Here is a 14619-nt window from a genome sequence, read left to right on the forward strand (position 1 = left end):
GCCCCGAACACCCCTCCCCCACGCCCACCCCGGTGCGCGCGAGGAACAGCGTCCAGAACCCCGTCGCCAGCCCGCAGGCCGCGGTCATCAGGCTCCAGAAGCTGATCGCCGCGGCAACGATGGTGCGCCGCGTCGAGCGGTCGGCGAGCCGCGCGGCGGGGAAGCCCGCCAGCACGTAGATGATCGAGAAGGCCGCGCCGCCGATCAGGCCGAGCTCGGTGTCGGACAGGCTGAAGGCGGCCTTGATGTCCTCGAGCAGGATCGAGAACACCAGCCGGTCGGCGACGCTGAACGCGCTCGTCAGCGTCAGCAATCCGAGCACATACCAACGGTACGCCCCCGGTTTGCCGCCCTCAGTGGTGAGGGCGGGCGTAGAGGCCATTGTCCACCGGGATGGTCAGACCGTTGAGGAAGCGCGCCTCGTCCGAGGCGAGGAACAGCACGCAGCCGGCCACGTCCCTGGGGTGCCCGAGCGCCTCGGCGGGCAGCGGGCCTTCGGGAATCTCCATCGGCGTCTGCCCGGCGCGGCCCGAGACGCCCATCACCATCGGCGTCTCGATCCCGCCCGGCGCGAGGGCGTTCACCCTGATGCCGTAGCCCTTGTCCTGGAAATCGACCGCGAGCGCGCGGGTCATCCCCGCGATCCCGGCCTTCGACGCCGCATAGGCCGGGATGTTGCCATAGCCCATCAGCGCCGCGGTCGAGGCCATGTTGACGATCGACGAGCCCCCGCCGCCGACGCTCTGGTGGCGGTGCTTCATCAGCGGCACGGCATATTTGCACCCGAGGAAGGTGCCGACCACGTGGATGTCGAGGTGCAGCTTGAAGTGCGCGAGGCTGCAATCCTCGATGCTCTCGAAGATGACGTTGCCGGCATTGTTGACGAGGATGTCGAGCCCGCCGTGGCGTTCCTGCACCGCGCGCATCACCTCGATCCACTGCTCTTCGCTGGTCACGTCGAGCGCCATCGCGTCGCCGCCGATGGAGTCGGCGACCTGATGCGCGAGCTCCGCGTCGCGGTCGGTGACGATCACCTTGGCCCCCTCGCGCGCCAGCGCCTCGCAATCGGCCTTGCCCAGCCCCATCGCCCCGCCCGTCACGAGCGCCACCCTGCCCGCTACCCGCCCTGCCATCTGCCTTCTCCCAAAGCGTTTTTTCTGCGCGGCCAGCCTATCGGGCGGGGAAGCCCCCGCCACTGTCGAAAGCGCGAGGGCGGCGCAGCACGCCCCGGCCAGCACGCGAGACGACCCGATGACGCTACGGAATCGAGGTTTCGCGCGGGCATGTGATGTTTTTGTCGCAGTTTGGCGCGGTCACTATCGCTTTTGCTGATGGCGCGCGCGCAGCCGCATCATACACCTGCAAGGGTACCCGAAGGCTTTGGCCGATGGGCATGAGGAGACATGCCGCGGGTCGGGGAAATAACAGGGTGCGCGGGCAAGCCGCGGCCTGATGGGGAGAGAGGAACATGAACACTTTCCGTGCCCGAATTGCATCCGGCGTCCACCGCGATGCCATGCGCCGCGCCCTGCTGTGCGGGGCCGCGCTGAGTGGCATCGCCGCCATGCCCGGCGCCGCCTTCGCTCAGGATGCCGCGGACAGCGCCGAGGCGGATGACGATGTTCCGGTGATCGTCGTCCAGGCCCGCCGCCAGAACGAAACCCTCCAGGAAGTCCCCGTCACCGTCACCGCGATCGGCGGCGGAACGCTCGAGAACTACAGCATCGACAATATCGCGGACGTGACCAGCCGGGTGCCGACGCTCAACGTGCAGGTCGGCGGTTCGGGCTCGGGCGGGCAGCTGTCCCTGCGCGGCGTGGGCTCGTCGAACATCTCGGCGGCGTTCGATTCCGCCGTCGCGCTCGATTTCGACGGTGTGGTCGCCTCCAGCATGCGGCTTGTCCAGTCGGGCTTCTTCGATGTCGAGCAGATCGACGTGCTGCGCGGGCCGCAATCCCTGTTCTTCGGCAAGTCGGCCACCGCCGGCGTGCTCTCGATCCGGACCGCCAACCCCACCTCGACCTGGCAGGTCGGCGCGCGCGGCAGCTACGAGTTCGAGGAGAAGGGCTACCTCGTCTCGGGCTTCATATCGGGCCCTATCACCGACACGCTGGGGGTCCGCCTTGCCGCGCAGTTCAACGACATCGACGAGTTCCAGCGGCTCCAGGCGGGCACCCCGGCCGTCAACCAGGAGCGCGGCCTCAAGGAGTTCATCGGCCGCCTGACGCTCGACTGGAATCCCTCGGACCGCTTCAGGGCCAACCTCAAGGTGCAGTACACCCGCAACGAGAATGACGGCGCGATCGGCACGGCCGAAATCTTCTGCGGCGCCAACGGCACCCCCGACCCCGTCGTTCTGCTGGGCGGCCTGGTCAACATCCCGGCGGGCTACGACTGCAACGTCTTCGACCAGCGCTACTACCTGAGCGACGCCGCCGTGCCGCTCGCGCCCGGCGTGCCGACACCCTCGCGCGCGGCGGGCCGCAACGGGGTGCCCTTCGGCGAAAGCGACCTGTGGTTCGGCAGGCTGCAATTCGATCTCGACCTCTCCGATGCACTCACCCTCACCTCGGTGACCGGGCTGCTCAACCTCGATGCGGTCGATTTCGACTGCTACGCCTATGGCGGCTTCCTGACCGGCCCCGGCGGCGTGCGCCTGCCGGGCGCCGCGGGCTGTTCGGACCCGCGCAACGCGCTCGAGCAGTACAGCCAGGAACTGCGCCTCCGGTCGGATTTCGACGGGCCGATCAACTTCATGCTCGGGGCCTTCTACGAGGATCGCACCTTCATCTTCGACACCGCCCAGCAGGGGGTGAACATCTCGTTCCTCGGGCCCGACCCGGTGACCGGGTTCACCTATGACTGGGACAAGATCCACACGACCAAGACCGAAGCCCTGTCGTTCTTCGGCAGCCTGAGCTGGAACCTCACCGAACAGCTCGAATTGTCGGGCGGTCTGCGCTGGACCGACGAGCAGAAGGTGCAAACCATCGCGGTGCCCTACCTGCACACCTTCCTGCAGGGGCCGGGCTTCGTGGCACCGGGCTTCTTCTCGGGCCCGATCAACTTTGCCGACGACAACTTCTCGCCCGAAGTCACGCTGCGCTACAAGGCGAGCGACGACATCAACATCTTCGCCTCGTTCAAGACCGGCTTCAAGTCGGGCGGGATCGACAACTCGGCGCTGCCCTCCAACAGCCTCAGCCAGGCGGCGCTGTCGGGCGATTTCAGCTCGCTGATCTTCGATTCGGAAAAGGCCAAGGGCGGCGAAATCGGCATCAAGTCGCAGTGGGACGACCGCAACATCACCCTGAACGCCACCGCCTACTACTACGTGTTCGAGGATCTGCAGGTGCAGAACTTCAACGCGGTGACCATCCAGTTCGTCACCAGCAACGCGGGCGAGCTGACCACCAAGGGGGTCGATCTGGAAGCCGGATGGCGCACCCCGATCGACGGGCTGAACCTCTCGGCCAACCTCAGTTACCTCGATGCGCAATACACCGCCGAGTTCCTCCAGCCGGGGGGCCAGGGCGGTGTGATCGACCTCGACGGCCGCCGCGGCAGCCAGGCGCCCGAATGGGCCGGCAACATCGCGGCCGACTGGACGGTGCCGCTCAGCGACAGCCTCGAGCTGTTCCTGTCGGGCAATGCTGCCTACAACGATGGCTACATCACCGACGAGACCTCGTTCAACGACTACGTCCAGCCGAGCTTCTGGCTGCTCGATGCCAACGTCTCGATCGGGCATCCGGACGGCAAGTGGAAGCTGTCGCTGATCGCGCAGAACCTCACCGACAAGATCTTCGTGATCACCAGCGGCGGGCGTCCGTTCCTGCCCGCAGGGAATGACGCCAATGGCAGGCCGCTGGGCGACGATCTGGTGCTGACCCAGAACCGCGGCCGTCAGGTCTTCGCCGAGGTCAGCTTCAAGTTCTGATCGCGCCCGAAGCAGGGGGACAGGGGGCGGGCCGGCGACGGCTCGCCCCCTTCTGCCTGGTCGCGCACAAAAGTGCCAATTGCCGGTCGCCCCGGCGCGCGGCAGGGTCGCGGCCGAACCGGGAGAGGAATATCATGTCACGCGAAACGCTGGTCGCCATGACCCGCAATCTCGTCGCCCACGGCGCGGCGGACACGATGGAATATGCAGGCGACATCGTCCGCATTCCCGCCAGCGCCTACACCGATCCGCAAGTGTTCGAGACCGAGAAGAAGCAGATCTTCCGCCGCCTGCCGCTGATGGTCGCGCCTTCGTGCGAGCTGCCCAACCCGGGCGATTTCAAGGCGATGGACATCTGCGGCGTGCCGCTGCTGCTCAGCCGCCAGAAGGACGGCAGCATGGGCGCCTTCCTCAACATGTGCACCCACCGCGGCAATCCGCTCGCGAGCGGCTGCGGTAATGCCAGCCGCTTCACCTGCGGCTATCACGGCTGGACCTTCAAGGCCGATGGCGACCTCATCGGCGTCGCCAGCCCGCAGGACTTCGGCAGGATCGATAAAGCTGCGCATTGCCTGACGAAGTTCCCGGTCTACGAGAATGCGGGGCTGATCTGGGTGACGCTCGACCCGCACTCCAAGCTCTCCATCGCCGATTACCTGTGCGGCTACGACGAATTGCTCAAGGCCTTCGAGTTCGAAGGCTGGACGCTGTTCGCGCAGCGCACGCTTGCCGGGCCGAACTGGAAGACGGCGTACGACGGCTATCTCGATTTCTACCACCTGCCGGTGCTCCACAAGGACACCTTCGGCGCGGATTTCTACAACCGCGCCAACTACTTCGCCTTCGGCCCGCACCAGCGCCTCTCAACCCCGTCGAAATTCGCGATCAAGGTGCAGGGGGATGACGACCAGCAGATGGACCTCGAAGCGATGAGCGACGACGATCTGCCGCAGGAAGTGCTGGTGCAGGGCGTATGGACGATCTTCCCGCACATCTCGATCGCCAGCTTCTATGGCGGCGGGCAGCGCGGGGCGATGATCAGCCAGCTCTTCCCCGGCGCCGCGGTGGGCGAGAGCTACACCACCCAGTTCTACGTCATGGAAAACCAGCCCGAGACCCCCGAACAGGTCCAGGCCGCGCACGACCAGTTCAATTTCCTCGAAGTGGTCGTGCGAGACGAGGACTACGCCACCGGCAAGCGCCAGCAGCAGGCTCTCGCCTCAGGCTTGATGAAAGAGGTTCTGTTCGGCAAGAACGAGAAGGGCGGACAGGTGTTCCACCAATGGACCCAGCGGCTGGTCAACGCGAGCGACGACGAGCTGGTGGAGATTTTCGCAGCTGAACACCGGCAGGCGGCGGAGTAGGGGTTCGGCGCCCTTCGAAGCGACTGCCTATGGGATTGCTGGAGTTTGGTCCGAACGACCGGAAGTGGGTGGAAAGTGGACGTTAATTCATCGCTATTGCAGGGCTATCTGTTGTCTTCACGATTTGCGGACGCGATCGCGTCTTGCACCACCATTGAAAATCCACGCGGAATATCACGTAACCTCAACCTTCCGGTTGCCATCCAATGTATGAGCAAATCCTTCGCTCCCGGATGACCTGCCTTGGCTGCATGTTCGACCAACGGTCGGACTTCTTCCCTGACCGCACGGGTGCCGTGCCGTTTATGGCGAAACCAAGCCAACCAATAAAATGATGGCACAAACCCGCAGTCTACTCCGTCGCTGAGGACACGCTCGCAGTCGTCGTATCGGCCAAGGTCATAAAGAAGCCGGGCATAGTGTAACGTAGCTATCCACGACCCCCCGCAAATAGCCGCGTGGTAATACTGCAAAGCTAAGTATTTGTCGGCGGCGACTCCATTTCCCGTCCAGTAATGCCATCCAACCACCTGCTGACACCAGACCGAACCTGCATTTGCCGCTTCCAAATGAAGTTCGAACGCAGCAGGCTCACTGTAATCCATTTGAGCTGCACGTTGTATCAACTCCCAGTTTTCGTCGCTCTCCTCTGACCATAGCTGGCTTTCGTCGGCGGCAGACCTCTCCCAAGCATCTACCTCGGCCCAAGCATCCTTCTTGATTTGGTCACACAATTCGCGGAGCGACGGCTCCTTCGACAATTCCTTCGTCATTTGCGAGACCGTACTGTATGCCATTTGTGATGGATTAGCTGATCTCCACGCATTTTATCAACATCGCGCGTCAACCGAACGTCTGCAATGGGGTCGCTTCCAGAATGTCCGCTTTTGGCCGAAACGAGCCTCAAGCCGCCATCCCCTCAATCGTCGTCCCGAACCCGATCCGGGGAGGCTCTTCTTCCTCGCCCTCCGCAGCGGTAGTGAGCCAAGCCCCGTGTCAAGCACGGGGTGACGAGGGGGGAATGGGCCTCGCCGTTTTCCTACACGCCCGCCAGCCGCTACAATGCGCCCCGGCTCTTTCCCATTGTTCTGTCCGGCCTGCGAGGCCGTTGGATATGCGAGGCGCGAAACAAGGCCGCGCCCCCTGTCCGTCCGCTTTACGAGAGCGGGTGTGAGTATCTGTATTTATTGGTGAAGTCGGAGACGCGCAAAGCGGACACGGTGTCCGCTTTGTCCGCTTTGCAAAGTTTGAAATCAGGCGGCGGATTAGGCAGAGATCCGCCCTCCTCTTGAGAGGAGGGCCGCGAGACTTGGTCGCGCCAGCGGCCTAGTCGCAGCGGGGTGGTGCCTTGAGGCCGCGTTACGCTCGCTGCGCTCGCCACCACCCCCAACCCCCTCCTCTGAAGAGGAGGGGGCTCCAGGCATCACCCGAACGCCGGGCGATAGTTCGACTCGCCCCAGTCCTGCCGCTTGGTCCATGCGCCCATCGTCTCGAGCTTGCCCTCGAGCTCGGGGAAGCGTTCGTAGACGTGGTCCATGTCGACCGCGAAGGGCTTTGTCGGCGCGGTGTTGTTGTATTCGTAGAAGTCCTCGATCCCCTTGGCGAAGTCGGCGCGCATAGCCTCGGGCATCGAATCGCCTGCCGCCTCGACGAGGTAGCGGCCGAACTCGGCCGGGGTGCAGGGATCGTATTTGATCGGCTTGCCGAGCGCCTCGGAGAGGCACTGCGTCACCTGCTTGCCGACCAGCCGCTCGGGCCCGCCGATGTTGAGCCAGGCGCCTTCCATGTCGGGCCGCTCGAGGCTCGCCAGCATGAAGCGCGCGACGTCGTCGAGGCTGATCCAGTTGGCCTCCAGGGTGGGGTTGTGGGGGTACACATAGCGCCCCTCGTTGACGATGAAGGGCCGCGCCCAGTTGGTGAGGAGGTTGTCCATGAACAACACCGAGCCGAACACCGTCCCCGGCGCGCCGCTGCGCCACAGGGCGTTGATCCCGGCGGTGTTGCCGGCATAGGTGAAGGCGTCGCCCGGCTTGTCGGGAATCCAGCTCGAGGTGTTCCACACCACCCGCTTGACCCCGAGATGCGCGGCAACCTTGCCGACCTCGCCGACGAGGTAGGCGCGGTCGGCGCGGGCCTGGAGGGGGTGGGTGTAGAAGATGTAGTCGCTGCCTTCGAGCGCGGCTTCGAAGGTGGAGGTGTCGTAGAGGTCCATCGGCCGCACCTCGACCCGCTCGACCCCCTCGACCGGCGCGCCCTCCAGCGCATCGGGACGGCGCGAGATCGCGCGCACGTCATAGCCGGCGGCGAGCGCCTGGCGCACCTGCGCAAGGCCCTGCCGCCCGCTCGCGCCGATCACCGTGATGCGTGCCATAGTCCCTCTCTCCCTCCTGTTCTTATGGGGCAAGACTAGGAAGGCTTCCGCAGGGCCGCACCGCGCCAAAGTGATAGCGCGCGCCTCCGAAGCCCTAGCGAAAAGGCGGGGTTGCCGTGGCGACACGCGGGCCGGACAAGCCGCCCATGGACAACCGCATCTGGCGCATCGCGCGCCGCCCCGTTGGCACCGATTTCGCCGCCGCGCTGGAACTGGCGGAGGAGGATTTCGCGCCCCTCGCCGATGGCCAGATCCGCATCCGCAACACCCACCTCTCGATGGACGCAGGCACCCGCATGTGGCTCACCGACCGCGAGGACGGCTACCAGCCGCCGCTCGCCGTCGGGGGCCCGATGACGGGGCTGGTGCTGGGCGAGGTGATCGAGAGCCGCGCGGAAGGCTTCGTCACCGGCGATCTGGTGCGCGCCTTCGGGCAATGGGCCGATGTCAGCACGGTCGATGCGGCGATGTCGGGCGCGATCCTGCTCGACCCCACCGTCGCGGACCGGCGCGCGTGGTTCGGCCCGCTCGGTATGAACGGGTGGACCGCGCTGTGGGGCATCGAGCAGACCGGCGCGGCGAGGCCCGGCGAGCGGGTGCTGGTCTCGGCCGCGGCAGGCGCGACGGGGATCCTCGCGGTGCAGATCGCCCGGCTGCTGGGCTGCGAGGCGTGGGGGATCGCGGGCGGGGCGGCCAAATGCGCCTACCTGACGGAGGAGTTGGGGATCGCCGGAGCGGTTGATTACAAGTCAGGTGCACTGGCCGAACAGCTCGATGCGGCGGGAGGCTTCGATGTCTATTTCGACAATGTCGGCGGGCCGCTGCTGGATCAGGTGCTCACCCGCATGAACCACTATGGCCGCATCGCGGTGTGCGGATTGCTCGCCGACTACACCAGCGGCACCCGCACCGCCCCCGGCCAATTCGACCAGGTGCTGATGCGGCGGCTGCGGATCGAGGGCTTCTTCTCGCCCGACTTCATGCACGAGGGCCCCGCGCTGACCCGCCGGTTGCGGGAGTGGACGGAAAGGGGCGCGCTGGTGATGCCCTATGACGTGACGACGGGCCTCGAGAACACCCTCACCGCCTATGCCAAGCTGTTCACCGGGGCGAACATCGGCAAGGTGATCGTGGAGCTGACCCCATGACCGGCACACTCGAAGACCGCGAGGCGATCCGCGACATCCTCGCCGCCTATGCCCACGCCATCGACCGGCGGCGCTGGGGGATGATGGAGCGCCTGTTCCACCCCGACGCGACCTTCCGCTTCGGGCTGATCGAGGGCGGTTGGCGCGGCTTCGTCGAGCAGGCGCGCGCGGTGATCGACCCATGCCTTGCGACCCAGCACCAGCTCGGCCAGACGATCTTCGGCTTCGAGGGCGACAGCGTCTGCCACACCGAGACCTACATGACCGCAATGCACACCATCCCCCCCGGCTACCCCTTGGCGGCGGTGTTCCCGGACAAGGGCGTGATTTATTCGGCCATTGTCGCGGGCCGCTACGTCGACCGGTTCGAGAAGCGGGGCGGAGAGTGGCGGCTTGCCCAGCGCACGGGGCTGTATGACTGGCGCGAGTTCCGGGTGGTGGAGGGCGTCGACCTCTCCGACACGCCCGAGGGCGCGGCGGGCTATCACGACGCGCGCGATCCTTCGACAGCGGCGGTCAGTGCGTGGCTGGGGTAGTTTATTCTCCCCTCCCCTTGGGGAGGGGCCGGGGGTGGGGGTTCCACGCCCGATCCGACGCCGTACACCCACCCCTAACCCCTCCCTGAAGGGAGGGGAACACTAGCGCCTTATCGCAAACACCCCGCTCATCGTCGCGATCTGCTCCTCGCCGCGCCACACCCCGCCCGATGTATAGGCCGTCCGCCCGCCCAGCCGGTCGATCCGCACGCGCGCCTCCAGCCAGTCGCCCAGCTTTGCGCCCGCGAGGTAATTGACCGTCAGCGTGACGGTCGAGGGTGCGAGGCGGGGGCGTTCGGCATCGTAGACCGCGTGGCTCAAGGCCACGTCGGCGAAGGTCGAGATCACCCCGCCATGCGCTGCATCCTGATAATTGATGTGGTGCGGGCAGATCATCAGCCCCACCACCCGCACCCCCTCAACCAGAGGCCCGAGATAATAGGGCCCGCCGTGATCGAGAAAGCCCGGGGTGAAGCCCGCCGGTTCGAAGCCTGAAGGTATCGCCATCCCGCCACCCTACCCCGCCGCGCGCCGCTGCGCGCGCTATGAATTGTGCCAATGACATGGCGGCCCGCGCGGGGTATCTGCTCGGCGACATAGTCCTTCATCCCCGCCAGCAGCCGGAACTTCTCGGCGCTCTGCTCGGGGGTGAGGATGTTCTTGTGGCTCGTCCCGATCACGTAGGACATGACCTGCGCATTGCCCCATTGCTCGAGCCGGGGAATGTCCTCCTGCGGGAAGCCGAGGACACTCGCCATCACCCGCTGCGGCAGGGGCCGGGCGAAGTCGGCGACGAAATCGACCGACTCGCCCGCGCGGGCTTTCTCCAGCAATCTGGCGATCAGATCGTCCACGTGCCCCGCGATCATCCCCGCATGGCGCGTGCAGCCGGGGCCGACCCACGGATCGGTCAGCTCCTTGCGATGCGCGCGCCACAGCTCGGGCGTGGGGCGGAGCGAGACGATGCTCGCCACCATCGCGTCGATATCGGGGATGTGGGTGGGCATCTCGCCCGATTGCTGAATATGCGCCACCAGCAGCGAGAGCGTCGGCGGAAAGCGCTCCCAGTCCTTCACCACGCGGGCGATGTCCTCGTATTTGGTGAGCACGAAGGCGTCGGTGCCCGGGGTCAGCCCCTCGCCCGCAAGGCGTTGCACCGGGGCCTCGGCATGGAGGATCGCGTAGGCCGCATACCAATGCTCCTGCGCGCCGGGGGCGAACAGGTCGACATCGGCCAATGTGCGCGGTTTCACGCCCTGAGAACCAGTCGGCAATCCGCCTCTCCCTACGCGGAGCGGTTCGCTTAGCGAATCCGCCAATTGCTGATGCCCGGGTTGTCCCGCAGCCTCTTGCCTCGGGGAACGGGCGAAAATGCCAGTGCCGAGTGGGGAGAGAGACCTGTGAGCCGTATCGCGAAGCTTCGCCCCGTGGGGCGCGGACACAATCGAGGTGCGCTGATGAACCAGCCGCAGATCAACCTCTTCGACCCCGCGCTCCAGCAATGCCCTTACGCGGCCTACAAGCAGCTTCGCGACGAGGCCCCGGTCTACAACATCCCCGGCACGCAGATCTATGTCGTCAGCCGCTATGACCACGTGCGCGAGGTGCTGATGGACCCGCAGCGCTTCCCCTCGACCGCCGCGAACGAGCTGATGCGCGCCTCGCCGGTCGACATGGAGCGCGGCCGCAAGGTCGCCGAGCGCTTCCGCGCAAAGGGCTGGCTCCCCGCGCCGACCCTCGCAGGGCGCGACGATCCGAACCACAAGCAGATGCGCGCGATGTTCAACGAGGCGTTCAAGCCGAGCCGGATCAAGGCAATCGACCCGCGCGTCGAAACCCTCGCCTACGCGCTGATCGACGCCTTCATCGACGAGGGCAAATGCGACTGGGTGCGCCAGTTCTGCATTCCCCTCCCCCTCTTCATCATCGGCGAACAGATGGGCGCGAAGCGCGAGGACATGTGGCGGATCAAGGGCTGGACCGACGCCTTCTTCCACCGCATCTCGCTGATGCTGCCCGAGGACAAGCACCTCGAAATGGTCGACCGCGAGATCGAGGCGCAGCATTACTTCCAGCCGATCTTCGAGCGCCTGCGCGCCGAGCCGGATGGCAGCCTCATCAGCGTCCTCGTCAACACGGTGATCGAGGGCTGGGGCCGCCCGCTCAACGACGAGGAGCTCCACGCCGAGATGATGGCCGACACCTTCGTCGGCGGCAGCGAGACCACCACCAACGCGCTCGCAGCGGGGATGAAGCTGCTGATCGAGAACAAGGACGTCTGGGCGAAGCTGAAAGCCGATCCGGAACGCTACATGCGCAATTTCGTCGAGGAGGTGCTGCGGCTCGAAAGTCCGGTGCAGAGCCTGATGCGCTTCACCCACAAGGATGTGGAACTGGACGGGGTGACGATCCCCGCAGGCTCCGTCGTCAACGTCCGCTACGGCGCGGCCAACCGCGACGAGCGCTTCTTCGAATGCCCCGAGAGGCTCGATCTCGACCGGCCCAGGGCGGGCGCGCACATGGCTTTCGGCTCGGGCACGCACCACTGCCTCGGCGCCCCGCTCGCCCGGCGCGAGCTGATCTGGGGTTTCACCGCCGTGGTCGACCGCTTCGAGGACATGGACTTCGCCCCCGGCGCAAATGACTTCGCCTACCACCCGCACTTCCTGCTGCGCAGCCTCAAGCAGCTCAACATCACCTTCGCGGCGAAGCGGCGCTGACGTCAGTGGGGCCGGAGGCCGAGCCGGTCGTCGTCATCGACCAGTGCGAGACACCCGTCCCAGTCCCACAGCACGAGATTGAGCGCCTGCGGCGGCGCGCCGCGGGCGTAGCTCGGCACCACGAGGCCGCGATGACCCGCGCCGATCGCGGCCTCGGCAAGGTCTTGCGTCGGCACGGGCCGCCCTGCCAGCATCCGCTCGCGCCATGCGGGATCGGCGAGCGCCTCGGGGGTCATCCCGAAGGGGGCGAGCGCCGCCGGGTCGCGGCCATCGAGCAGCGGGGCGATGTCGGCGCGGCAGGCGAACAGCGTGGTGGGCTGGAGCGTTCCGACCTGGTTCGCCTCGCGCAGCGCGGTCTCGGGCGCGAGCGAGGTGTAGAGCGCGGGCCGCCCGATCCGGTTGAAGCGCCCGCCGAACCGCGCCGCGCCCGCCCCCGACAGCGGCTCGCGCGCCCAGACCGGGTTGAGGGCGCGGTAGAGCAGCCCGGTGAAGCGCATGCGGCTACGCGTGGACGCCCGCGTCGACCGCGTCGAGATAGGTCAGCACATCGTCGGCGCGGTTGCTCTGCACCAGCTGCATCGCCGTCTGCCCCGAAAAGCCCGGCAGCGGCTCCGAACGGTACCACGCATAGGCGAGCAACGCCGAGCCGAAGCGCGGCTCGACCTTGTTGAGCACCTCGATCATCTGGCGCAACCGCCGCTGGGTGCGGTCCGACGCGATCCGCTCCTTGCGCTGGATCGCATCCTTGCCGAGGCCGAGCGAACGCGCGAGCTCGTCGCTGGTGGTGCGCAGCGCCGCGACGATCTTGCGCGGGGCGAAGGTGCCGCCTTCGGCATAGTTCTGGATCGACATGGCAATACTCCGCATGTTCTGACGGCATATAGCGTCAGAAACAGCGGCATTCAAGGCGCGGTCGTGCGATGACCCGTCAAATTGGCAGGGTGCCTGGAGGTTCGGTCCTCTCTATTCGTCATTGCGAGCCGATGGCGAAGCGTCACCTGCGGCTCCTCGCAATGACGACACGGAGAGGAAGAGGAATGAAACTCGCAGGGAAAATCGCCGCGATCACCGGGGGCACGGCGGGCATGGGGCGCGCGATCGCCGAGGCGTTCCTCGCCGAGGGCGCGCGCGTCGCGCTGTTCGCGCGCAATGCCGAGAAGGGCGCGAAGGTGCTCGCCGAACTGGGGGCGGGCGAGCGCGCGATCTTCGTCGCGGGCGACGTGATGCAGCAGGGCGACCTCGAAGGCTTCGTCGACCACGTTGCGGCGCATTTCGGCACGCTCGATATCCTCGTGAACAACGCAGGCGGCGCGGGCGACCTGCAGCCGCTGGTCAACCTCTCCGACCACGCCTTCGACGAGGCGATGAAATGGAACGTCTATTCGACCTTCTGGGCCACCCGCCGCGCGCTGCCGGGAATGCTGGCGAAAGGCTGGGGCCGGGTGATCAACATCTCCTCGATGGAGGGCAAGCACGGCAAGCCGGTGCTGACCGCCTATTCCGCCGCCAAGCACGCGGTGAACGGGATGACCAAGAGCCTCGCGCGCGAAGTCGGCGCGGCCGGCGTCACCGTCAACGCGATCTGCCCCGGGATCGTCATCACCGACATCATCCGGAACAACGGCCCCGCGACCGCCAAGGCGATGGGGCTGGAGTTCGAGGAGATGATCGATCTCTTCGCGCAGGAGGCCGCGATCAAGCGGCCCAACACGGTCGAGGAAGTGGCCGCGGTCGCGGTGCTGCTGGCGAGCGAGGCGGGCGGCGGGATCACCGGCCAGCAGATCAGCGTCGACGGGGGGACGGCACAGTATTGAGCGGGTATTGCGCGGTTATTGTCGCGCTATTGGCGGGCCCCTGCGATGTTCCACGTGGAACATCCCGGCGCCAGCGCCTATCCCTGCAGCCTCGCCATCGCCGCGCCGACGGCTGCCGCCACATCGTGCGCCTGCGGATTGCCGCGCATGATCAGGCCGCCATTGGGCTGGATATTGGCCCCTGTCACATAGGCATTGTCGGTGCTGAGCCACAGGCAGGCGTGGGCAACGTCGTCGACCGTGTTCAATCGCCCCATCGGGTAGCGCGGCAGGAAGGCATCGGTGAGGCCCGGCACCTGAAAGCTCTCGTGGGTCATCGGGCTGTCGGTGAAGGCGGGGGAGACCGTGTTGGCCTTGATGCCCAAGTGCCCGTAATCATTGGCGACACACTCGATCAGCGCCTCGGCGCCGCGCTTGGTGCCGATATAGGCGGCGTGGTTGGTGATGATCGCCTTGGTGGTGGCCGAGGACAGGCTGATCAGCGAGCCGCCGGTGGGGCTCTGCGCGCCCATCACCCTGACGAAGGCCTGGAGGAAGTGGTGCACGCCCTTGAACTGGAGGTCGACGATTTGGTCGAGCTGTTCGTCGGTGATCTCCTCGAGGCTGGCGAGCAGGCCCCAGCCGGTGGTGTTGATCGCGATGTCGACCCGCCCGAAAGTCGCCGCGGCCGTGTCGGCCATGGCGTTGACCTCGGGCTTCTTCGCTATGTCGCACAGGGCGTAGGCC

The 14619-nt window shown here is 66.4% G+C and carries 15 protein-coding genes; 6 read left to right on the top strand and 9 right to left on the bottom strand.

All coding sequences use genetic code 11. The features are described from left to right. Nucleotides 1-322: MFS transporter (locus AX692_RS09045; RefSeq protein WP_196491783.1), on the bottom strand; the 322-nt coding region annotated here is incomplete at its 3' end. A 31-nt stretch (nt 323-353) separates the two neighbouring features. Beyond that, entirely contained in the window at nt 354-1133 is a 780-nt protein-coding gene (locus tag AX692_RS09050; protein WP_073975844.1) for an SDR family NAD(P)-dependent oxidoreductase, read from the bottom strand. Between the two features lie 335 nt (nt 1134-1468). On the opposite strand from AX692_RS09050, the gene AX692_RS09055 reads away from it, so the two are divergent. Together AX692_RS09055 and AX692_RS09060 are read left to right on the top strand one after the other, a co-directional pair. Beyond that, the gene (locus tag AX692_RS09055; protein ID WP_081095230.1) at nt 1469-3940 is read left to right on the top strand and encodes a TonB-dependent receptor; all 2472 of its coding nucleotides are present in this window, start codon (nt 1469-1471) and stop codon (nt 3938-3940) included. 134 nt (nt 3941-4074) lie between these two features. Next, the gene (locus AX692_RS09060) at nt 4075-5304 is read left to right on the top strand and encodes an aromatic ring-hydroxylating oxygenase subunit alpha (RefSeq protein WP_073975846.1); all 1230 of its coding nucleotides are present in this window, start codon (nt 4075-4077) and stop codon (nt 5302-5304) included. A gap of 104 nt (nt 5305-5408) precedes the next feature. Here AX692_RS09060 and AX692_RS19625 read toward each other — a convergent pair whose 3' ends face one another. After that, nucleotides 5409-6101: a hypothetical protein gene (locus tag AX692_RS19625; RefSeq protein ID WP_155644963.1), complete on the bottom strand. Its 693-nt coding sequence runs from the start codon at nt 6099-6101 to the stop codon at nt 5409-5411. Between the two features lie 626 nt (nt 6102-6727). Further along, nucleotides 6728-7675 (bottom strand): SDR family oxidoreductase, encoded by a 948-nt coding sequence (locus AX692_RS09065; protein WP_073975325.1) that lies wholly within the window; start codon nt 7673-7675, stop codon nt 6728-6730. Between the two features lie 146 nt (nt 7676-7821). Here AX692_RS09065 and AX692_RS09070 point away from each other — a divergent pair, with 146 nt between their 5' ends. Together AX692_RS09070 and AX692_RS09075 are read left to right on the top strand one after the other, a co-directional pair. Continuing rightward, nucleotides 7822-8823: an NADP-dependent oxidoreductase gene (locus AX692_RS09070; RefSeq protein ID WP_073975326.1), complete on the top strand. Its 1002-nt coding sequence runs from the start codon at nt 7822-7824 to the stop codon at nt 8821-8823. Continuing rightward, nucleotides 8820-9359 carry a nuclear transport factor 2 family protein gene (locus tag AX692_RS09075; protein WP_073975327.1) on the top strand — a complete coding sequence of 180 codons (540 nt, stop codon included), beginning with the start codon at nt 8820-8822 and terminating at the stop codon, nt 9357-9359. Before AX692_RS09070 ends, AX692_RS09075 begins: the two co-directional genes overlap by 4 nt. A 102-nt stretch (nt 9360-9461) precedes the next feature. Here AX692_RS09075 and AX692_RS09080 read toward each other — a convergent pair whose 3' ends face one another. Both AX692_RS09080 and AX692_RS09085 read right to left on the bottom strand, forming a co-directional pair. Next, complete coding sequence (locus AX692_RS09080) at nt 9462-9767, bottom strand: PaaI family thioesterase (RefSeq protein ID WP_196489971.1); 306 nt, start codon at nt 9765-9767, stop codon at nt 9462-9464. Then, nucleotides 9755-10612 carry a hypothetical protein gene (locus AX692_RS09085; protein WP_196489972.1) on the bottom strand — a complete coding sequence of 286 codons (858 nt, stop codon included), beginning with the start codon at nt 10610-10612 and terminating at the stop codon, nt 9755-9757. Before AX692_RS09085 ends, AX692_RS09080 begins: the two co-directional genes overlap by 13 nt. 204 nt (nt 10613-10816) lie before the next feature. On the opposite strand from AX692_RS09085, the gene AX692_RS09090 reads away from it, so the two are divergent. Next, nucleotides 10817-12079, top strand: coding sequence for a cytochrome P450 (locus AX692_RS09090; protein ID WP_073974515.1), 1263 nt, complete (start codon nt 10817-10819; stop codon nt 12077-12079). Between the two features lie 2 nt (nt 12080-12081). Here the strand turns inward: AX692_RS09090 and AX692_RS09095 are convergent, their stop codons facing one another. Together AX692_RS09095 and AX692_RS09100 are read right to left on the bottom strand one after the other, a co-directional pair. Continuing rightward, nucleotides 12082-12576: an RES family NAD+ phosphorylase gene (locus AX692_RS09095; protein ID WP_073974514.1), complete on the bottom strand. Its 495-nt coding sequence runs from the start codon at nt 12574-12576 to the stop codon at nt 12082-12084. A 4-nt stretch (nt 12577-12580) separates the two neighbouring features. Continuing rightward, on the bottom strand, nt 12581-12931 hold the full coding sequence (locus AX692_RS09100; protein WP_073974513.1) for an MbcA/ParS/Xre antitoxin family protein: 351 nt from the start codon (nt 12929-12931) through the stop codon (nt 12581-12583). 185 nt (nt 12932-13116) lie between these two features. Between AX692_RS09100 and AX692_RS09105 the strand changes: the two genes are divergently transcribed. After that, entirely contained in the window at nt 13117-13893 is a 777-nt protein-coding gene (locus AX692_RS09105) for an SDR family NAD(P)-dependent oxidoreductase (RefSeq protein ID WP_073975840.1), read from the top strand. Between the two features lie 77 nt (nt 13894-13970). On the opposite strand, the gene AX692_RS09110 is transcribed toward AX692_RS09105, so the two are convergent. Continuing rightward, on the bottom strand, nt 13971-14619 hold a 649-nt coding region (locus AX692_RS09110; protein ID WP_073977642.1), incomplete at its 5' end, for an SDR family NAD(P)-dependent oxidoreductase.

It is taken from the genome of Erythrobacter donghaensis, assembly GCF_001557325.1.
Classification (GTDB): Bacteria; Pseudomonadota; Alphaproteobacteria; order Sphingomonadales; family Sphingomonadaceae; genus Erythrobacter; species Erythrobacter donghaensis_B.

Coding starts and splice junctions, on each gene's coding strand:
- AX692_RS09050 (WP_073975844.1), bottom strand. CDS start 1,133: ATGGCAGGGCGGGTAGCGGGCAGGGTGGCGCTCGTGACGGGCGGGGCG.
- AX692_RS09055 (WP_081095230.1), top strand. CDS start 1,469: ATGAACACTTTCCGTGCCCGAATTGCATCCGGCGTCCACCGCGATGCC.
- AX692_RS09060 (WP_073975846.1), top strand. CDS start 4,075: ATGTCACGCGAAACGCTGGTCGCCATGACCCGCAATCTCGTCGCCCAC.
- AX692_RS19625 (WP_155644963.1), bottom strand. CDS start 6,101: ATGGCATACAGTACGGTCTCGCAAATGACGAAGGAATTGTCGAAGGAG.
- AX692_RS09065 (WP_073975325.1), bottom strand. CDS start 7,675: ATGGCACGCATCACGGTGATCGGCGCGAGCGGGCGGCAGGGCCTTGCG.
- AX692_RS09070 (WP_073975326.1), top strand. CDS start 7,822: ATGGACAACCGCATCTGGCGCATCGCGCGCCGCCCCGTTGGCACCGAT.
- AX692_RS09075 (WP_073975327.1), top strand. CDS start 8,820: ATGACCGGCACACTCGAAGACCGCGAGGCGATCCGCGACATCCTCGCC.
- AX692_RS09090 (WP_073974515.1), top strand. CDS start 10,817: ATGAACCAGCCGCAGATCAACCTCTTCGACCCCGCGCTCCAGCAATGC.
- AX692_RS09095 (WP_073974514.1), bottom strand. CDS start 12,576: ATGCGCTTCACCGGGCTGCTCTACCGCGCCCTCAACCCGGTCTGGGCG.
- AX692_RS09100 (WP_073974513.1), bottom strand. CDS start 12,931: ATGTCGATCCAGAACTATGCCGAAGGCGGCACCTTCGCCCCGCGCAAG.
- AX692_RS09105 (WP_073975840.1), top strand. CDS start 13,117: ATGAAACTCGCAGGGAAAATCGCCGCGATCACCGGGGGCACGGCGGGC.